5 protein-coding genes and 1 pseudogene are annotated in these 6,874 nt (G+C 66.9%); 4 read left to right on the top strand and 2 right to left on the bottom strand.

The window, feature by feature from the left end; genetic code table 11:
* The coding region (locus Q4A20_RS14420) for a class I tRNA ligase family protein (protein ID WP_303124037.1) at window positions 1-367 on the bottom strand (367 nt) is incomplete at its 3' end.
* Between the two features lie 159 nt (window positions 368-526).
* Here Q4A20_RS14420 and Q4A20_RS14415 point away from each other — a divergent pair.
* Together Q4A20_RS14415 and Q4A20_RS14410 are read left to right on the top strand one after the other, a co-directional pair.
* The gene (locus tag Q4A20_RS14415) at window positions 527-1,231 is read left to right on the top strand and encodes a hypothetical protein (RefSeq protein WP_303124035.1); all 705 of its coding nucleotides are present in this window, start codon (window positions 527-529) and stop codon (window positions 1,229-1,231) included.
* A 114-nt stretch (window positions 1,232-1,345) separates the two neighbouring features.
* Entirely contained in the window at window positions 1,346-2,101 is a 756-nt protein-coding gene (locus Q4A20_RS14410) for a hypothetical protein (protein WP_303124033.1), read from the top strand.
* Between the two features lie 4 nt (window positions 2,102-2,105).
* Here Q4A20_RS14410 and rsmI read toward each other — a convergent pair whose 3' ends face one another.
* Entirely contained in the window at window positions 2,106-3,041 is a 936-nt protein-coding gene (gene rsmI, locus Q4A20_RS14405; protein WP_303124031.1) for a 16S rRNA (cytidine(1402)-2'-O)-methyltransferase, read from the bottom strand.
* A 36-nt stretch (window positions 3,042-3,077) separates the two neighbouring features.
* Between rsmI and Q4A20_RS14400 the strand changes: the two genes are divergently transcribed.
* Window positions 3,078-4,985, top strand: a complete 1,908-nt coding sequence (locus Q4A20_RS14400; RefSeq protein ID WP_303124029.1) for a dolichyl-phosphate-mannose--protein mannosyltransferase — start codon at window positions 3,078-3,080, stop codon at window positions 4,983-4,985.
* A 1,067-nt stretch (window positions 4,986-6,052) separates the two neighbouring features.
* Window positions 6,053-6,874: pseudogene (locus Q4A20_RS14395) on the top strand (integrase core domain-containing protein); the annotation flags it as partial.

Below are 6,874 nucleotides of genomic sequence, written 5' to 3'. Positions count from 1 at the left end.
GGGTGACCTGCTCGACCATGTAGCCGTTGTCGCGCACGGTGCGGAACATGTCCTGCACCACCCGGTAGTGGTTGCCGGCGGTGGTACGCGTGAACAGGTCGTAGGACAGGCCGAGCGCCACCAGGTCCTCGACGATGAGCCGGTTGTTGCGGTCGGCGAGCCTCCGGGGGCTGACGCCCTCCTCGTCGGCGGCCACCAGGATCGGGGTGCCGTGCTCATCGGTTCCGGACACCATCAGGACATCATGCCCGGCCATGCGCATGTAGCGGGAGAAGACATCCGAGGGGACACCGAATCCGGCTACGTGTCCGATGTGGCGGGGGCCGTTGGCGTAGGGCCAGGCGACGGCGGAGAGGATGCGGCTCATGGGGGCAGCCTATCCGCTCCGGCGTCCGGGGGCCGCCTCCGGTTTGTTCTCACCTCCCGGCGGTCGCCGACTCCTGTTCCCGAGGCGTTGCGGCACGTACCATCAGTGACGGCGTGGAGATCGACGCCGTCTCCAGCACCACCAGACCAAAGGAACCACATGACCTACCCCCCGAGTTCCGGATCCCCCTATGGGGCGACTCCCTGCACGAAAGACCCCTACGTGGCGACTCCCAACAGGCCTGCGACTCCGCCGGCGTCCGAGGGGGTCAAGGGACCGCTGATCCTGCTGTTCATCGGCGCGGGCCTGTGCGTGGCGGCCGTAGTGGTCCTCATCGTCCTCGTGACCTCGGCGACTCGGACAGCTGCTGATATCCGCCCGATCGAGGCCAACGGTTCGACCACGGTCAGCCTCGAATCCGCCACGCCTTACGGCCTGTACGGAAATGGCGGCTCGCGGTGTGAAGTGGTGGGGCCGGACGGGGCCGAGTTGGACGTCACCGTTCCGATGTCGACAATCACCGTCAATGACCGCATCCTGTTCGGCCAGGTCACGGCGCAGACCTCCGGCGAGCACACCATCACGTGCTTCACCGGCGCTGGAACTGAGGGCGTGTACTTCGGGCCGCCGGTCGACGCTAAGAGCATCGTCCGCTCCGTGTTCGGCGTATTCGCGGTTGTGGGCATGTTCATTACCGGCATTCCCCTTACCATCGGCGGTATAATTGGGCTGGTCGTACGTAATTCGAATAACCCCAGGGCCCGGCGGACTTGGGCCGCCGCCCCTCCGGCTGGGAGCGGGGGCGGAGCACCGGGTACGGCACCGGAGTTCCGCCGGTCGCCTGATTTCCCCGCCACTAACTGATCCTGGGTGGGGATTCAGCTAGGAGGCAGCAGGTTCACGATGGCGATTGGGAATGGGCCCGTGCCGATGCCCGGTGGTCCACCGCGGGGAGTGGACGCGGATGGACTGCCCTCTTTGAAGCTGCCGCGCATCATCACGATCGTGGGCGCAGTGCTACTGACGGTGGCTATCGGCCTGTTCGTTGTGGCCCTGCGGATTACGCCTACCGTCGCTGACGAGAACTACGTCACGGTCAACCGCGACGGCACCCAGATGGTACTGGTGCTGTTGGAGGACACGGAGTACGGGCTGTACTCCTCCGACACCGCCATCTCCTGCACGGTCCTGGACCCGGTGGGGACGGCGATCGATGTGCGCCCCTCGAAGGGCGGTCAGATCAGCGGCCGACAGCAGATACTGGGATTCCGCTCGGCCGCTGCCGGCAATTACACGCTCTCCTGCGACGGCGACGATGAGATCGTCATCAATCTCGCGGTGCTCTCCCCCGAGAGCACTCGCGGCGCGGCTACTGCCGCAGTTTCCTTCGTCTTGGGCCTGCTGGGGTTGATCGCAACTTCCGTCGGGGTGATCTGGCTGGTGCTACGGCGGCGCAGCCGCACCCGCGCCGCCGTGGGGCGCCTGGCCGCCCACCCGCCCACGGGCGCCTCCATACCCTATGGGAGTCCCGGCCCACAGCCGGGCTATGCCCCAGTCCCCCCTCAACCTGTGTCCAGCGGCCAGTACGTTGGGGTCCAGCCCCCGCTCCCCGTTGCGCCGACGACGGCGTCGGCCCCGCAGGCAGCCGCCCCACCACCGGGCAGTTACGGCCTGGCCCCGCAGCAGGTGGTCTACCGTCCGATGCCCCCGTCGAACGGCAGGCCGGAGTCCTGAGCCTTCAGGCGCCAGCACCGGCGTCACGCAGCGCTAGCGCCGCCCGGTACACCTCGTTGGGGCGGGCGCCGATTCGAGACGCAATCTCCGCGGCGGCAGCCTTGAGCCGCATGCCGGCATTGGCGAGAGCCAATGCCTCAGCGCCTGCCGCTTCCAGATCCACCGCGTGTGGAGGCGCCCCGGCGACCACCAGCACCACCTCCCCCAGCACGCCGTCGGCCGTGCTGTCCGCCAGTTCACCCAGCTTCGCCCGCCTCACCTCCTCATGAGTCTTGGTGAGCTCCCGACACAGTGCGGCGCGGCGCTCGGCGCCGAAGATCTCTGCCATGGACACCAGCGTCTCGTGGGTGCGCCGGGGTGATTCCAGGAACACCATGGTGCGCGGCTCGTCCGCCAGTGCGGCCAGGGCACGATGACGTTCCCCCGCCTTGCGGGGAACGAATCCCTCAAAGGTGAATCGGTCAGCGGCCAGTCCGGACAGCACCAGGGCGGTGAGCACCGCGGACGGCCCTGGTGCGACAGTGAGGGGGACGGCGGCGTCGGCAGCGGCGGCCACCAGCCTGTAACCGGGATCGGAAACGCCGGGCATGCCGGCGTCGGAGACAACCAGAACAGCGTCGCCCGCCCGAGCACGCCCGAGCAGTTCCGGAATCCGGACGTTCTCATTGTGCTCGTGGAAAGTCGTCACGCGGCCGTTCACCCGCACCCCCAGTCGACGCGCCAGGCCGAACACGCGGCGCGTGTCCTCCGCTGCAACGACGTCGGCCCGTTCCAGGGCCATGCGCAGGCGGGATGAGGCATCGGCGGTATTCCCGATCGGCGTTGCGGCCAGGGTGATGGTACCCGGACGCGGCGCGGCCTCCCCCGTAAACGCACCGTCCGCATCCGGTACGAGGTCGAAGTCATCCGCAGGCGTGGCGTCACTCATGTCCTGACTCATGGCCCCCAGTATGAAGGCCGCCCTAGACTCATCGGTGTGACTTCGTCCTGTGCCGCTTCGCCGGATGGTACCGATACGCAGCCCACCCCCGACGATCCTCTTGGGGTGACCGCCACACACGAGGAGTCCTCCGCCGCCGACCGGGCCACGGACTCTGACGCCGCGGAGCCGTCAGCCACCCAGGAGGCTGCGGAGCCGCGCACCGAGAATCAGCTGCGCTCCCTACTGGGGCTGGATCCGCTCGGTACCGTGCTGCCCAAAGCAACCCGGATCAACGGGTGGATCGCCACGGCACTGGCCGGGCTGGTTGCCGCATTGACCCGCCTGGTGGGTCTGGGCCACCCGCATCAGCTCATGTTCGATGAGATCTACTACGTCAAAGAGGGCTACGCCCTGTGGCGCAACGGCTATGAGTCCGTGTGGTCTGACGGCGCTGATGAGCTCTTCGCCCGGGGGGACTTCTCAGCGCTGACAACCGAGGCCAGCTATGTGGTGCACCCGCAGTTGGGCAAGTGGCTGATAGGACTGGGGATGCAGCTGTTCGGCGCAGACTCCTCCTTCGGCTGGCGAGTCATGCCGGCGCTGGCGGGCATTCTGACGGTCGTGGTGCTGGCGCGCCTGACACTGCACCTGACCCGTTCCCCACTTCTGGCGGGTCTAGCGGGTCTGCTGCTGGCGATCGACGGCGTCGGCATCACCGAGTCGAGGATCGGCCTGTTGGACGGGTTCATCAGTCTGTTCGCGACGGTCGCGCTGTACTGCCTCGTGCGCGACCGGGAATGGTCTCGGGCGCACCTGGCAGCGGATCTGGCAGGCGTACCCACCGACGCATCGAAACCCGCGCCCCTGGCGCCCAGGGCCCACCTGCGTCCGTGGCTGTTGGCAACGGGCGTGGCAGTCGGGCTGGTCTGTTCGGTGAAGTGGTCGGGTGCCTACCTATTGGCGGCCACCGGTATCCTCGTCGTCGTCTGGGACACGCTGGCGCTGAGGCGAGTCGGGGCTCGCGCCTGGTTCCTGGAGGGGATCGTCTCCCGCGGCATCGGCGACTTCATTCGCCTGGTTCCGGTGGCCTTCCTCGTCTACCTGGGTGCGGGCTGGGGCCCTTGGTTCCTGCATGACGGCGCCCACAACCACGGCTGGGCGGCGGCACAGCGCGCCCAAACGGGCACTGTGGCGCGCTCGTGGCTACCCGATGCACTCAATGATCTGTTCGAATATCACCTGTCGATGTATAACTTCCATGTCGGACTGGACTCCCAGCATCCTTACATGTCCAAGCCGATCGGGTGGCTGGTGCAATGGCGTCCGACATCCTTCTATTGGCAGGGCACCGAAGACATGGCCGGTGCCGACTGCGGCTCGGACCGCTGCATTCAGGCGATTACATCGATCGGGAACATCCCCATCTGGTGGGCGGCCGTGCCCGCGTTGGTCTTTGTATTCGTGGCCCTTGCGATCCGTAACCGGGACTGGCGCGTGTGGGTGCCGCTGATCGGCTACGTCGGCATGTACCTGCCGTGGTTCATCTACTCGAACCGAACGATCTTCACGTTCTACACGGTCGCCTTCCTCCCCTGCGTGGTGCTGGTGCTGGTGCTAGCACTCGGCTCTGCTGCCGGGTTGCTTCCGCCGGTTCCAGGATCGGCCGCCGCCAGCGAAGAGGAGCGTCTGCTCAATGAAGATGTGATCGGGCCGGGCCGCATCTATCCGCGGGGACCTATCGCCGCCTACTTCGGTTTCGGCATGCGGCCTGCGCGGCTGCGCGTGCCCGAGGCGTGGGCCGGTGTGCCGTCGTGGCGCATCCGCGGCGAGGGCATGGCCCTGATCGCCGGCGTGCTGACGGCAGCGGTGCTGTTTGCGCTCGCGTGGTGGCCGATCTGGACAGGCCAGACGGTGCCCTACTCCTTCTGGCACTGGCACATGTGGCTGAAGTCCTGGGTATGAGTCGGAGTGGGCGGGCCTGGCCGGCGACCGCCCAGCAGCCGTCGCAGTGGCGCACTGGGCAGGCCCAGTTCCCAGGTACCGCCGCCCCTCAAGGCCCTAACCGCATAACGGCCGGTAACATCCCCCTCCCGCTTTTACGCGCAGTCGACCCTTGGCTGATCAGCCAGGCCGACTCCAAACTGGCCAACCCCGCTCCCACGTGCAGCCGTCCCTCGGGCTCACGGTCCGTCCGGCTACGGCGGAGCAGCCCCGGTTCCCGCGCACAGCCGACCGTCGGCCTCGTCCACGCAACTGCGCGCCCTGTGACATCCCGTCGCCGACACGCAGGCGATACACGCCGCAAGGCTGTCGGCGTAGAAGTTAGCGCTAGTGAGGCAAATGGAACGCGGGCCGGGAAAGCGTTGAGATGTGGCCGGTACCCGGAGGGTTATTCATGGGGGTGACTCGCCGCTGCGAAGTTACCGTGTTTTCTGTGTGATTGTAGGGGAAGGACTTGATTGCGTGGAGGTGCTGCCGGCGGGGTGACAAGCCTCCGGCTACCGCATCTTTCGGCAGGAAGAGTTGGATTTGGTGGGTGTTGGCGGATGTCAGTGGTTCGGGTGCGGTGGATCGCTGCGGGTGTCGGCGGATTGGCCGGGACGGTTCGGGCGATCACCTGACGACTCGTACCTTCACCTGACGAATCGTTGATGCTAAGTGACGAAGCGTCGGGCCAATGTACGAACCGTCAGTGGACCGTTCGAAGTGTCAGCCCCGTCGGCCTCATGCCCGTCGACGCGGCAGCCCCACCCCACGGGCCCGAGCACACGCCTCCTGCCCGAGTACACGTGTTGGCCTCGCAGACACGACTTCGGTCCGAGCACACGTGTTTTTGGAGGTTTGCATGTGCTAGACACCTTGTTATGTCTCAGGACATCGGTGACAGTTCTGCCTCAGGACATCGGTGACGGTTCGGGGGTTGTTGGTGGTGACAGTTCGGCTGTGATGGGCCGGTGAGTAATGATCCTGTTGACCCGCGTATCAGACTTGCGATTGCTCAGTGGCCCGACGACGCCCCGCGTGGTGCGGTGACCTCGTTTTGCGCCGAGCACGCCATCAGCCGCAACACCTTCTACAAGCTGCGCCGCAGGGCCGTTGAGCTGGGGCGGGCCGCTGTCCTCGAGCCGCTGTCCAGGCGTCCGGGGTCTAGCCCTACCGCCTTGGGCCAGGACATCAAGGACCAGGCGGTGGCGGTGCGCGCTTCAATGGCGTCTTCCGGCCTGGACCATGGGCCGGTATCGGTTCATGACAAGATGGTGGCAATGGGACTGGACGCGCCCTCGCCTGCAGCGCTGTCGCGCATCTTCGGCCAACGGGGCGTGGCAAGACGCGAGCTGCACAAGCGGCCTAGGTCTGCGTGGAGGCGGTTTGTCTACCCGGCTCCGAACGCCTGCTGGCAGACGGGGCGCCACCGAGTACGTGCTCGTCGGAGGGCGCAAGTGCGTGATCTCCCCGGCTCATCGACGATCACTCGCGCTTGGCGGTGGCGTCCCTGGTCGCCGCCGCCGAGACCAGCCAGGCGGCTATCGCGGTTTTCGACCGGGCCGTCGCCCGCTACGGGGTACCCCAGCGCAACGGTGCTGCCCTGAACCCCACCAGGCGGGGCATGCAGGGCGCGCTGGTAGAACACGTCAGGACTCTCGGGACCCAGGCGATCACCGGCAAGCCGTACAAGCCAACCACCCAGGGCAACAACGAGCGCTTCCACCAAACCCTGTTCCGCTACCTCGACGCTCAGCCCCTGGCCCACACCATCGCCGAACTCCAGGCCCAGGTAGACGCCTTCGACCACATCTACAACACCGAGCGAGGCCACCAGGCCCTGCCCGGGCGCATCACCCCGGCCCAGG

The sequence above is a fragment of the Actinomyces sp. genome (assembly GCF_030530635.1).
Taxonomy (GTDB): Bacteria; Actinomycetota; Actinomycetes; order Actinomycetales; family Actinomycetaceae; genus Actinomyces.
This window is presented reverse-complemented; position numbering and strand designations above follow the sequence as displayed.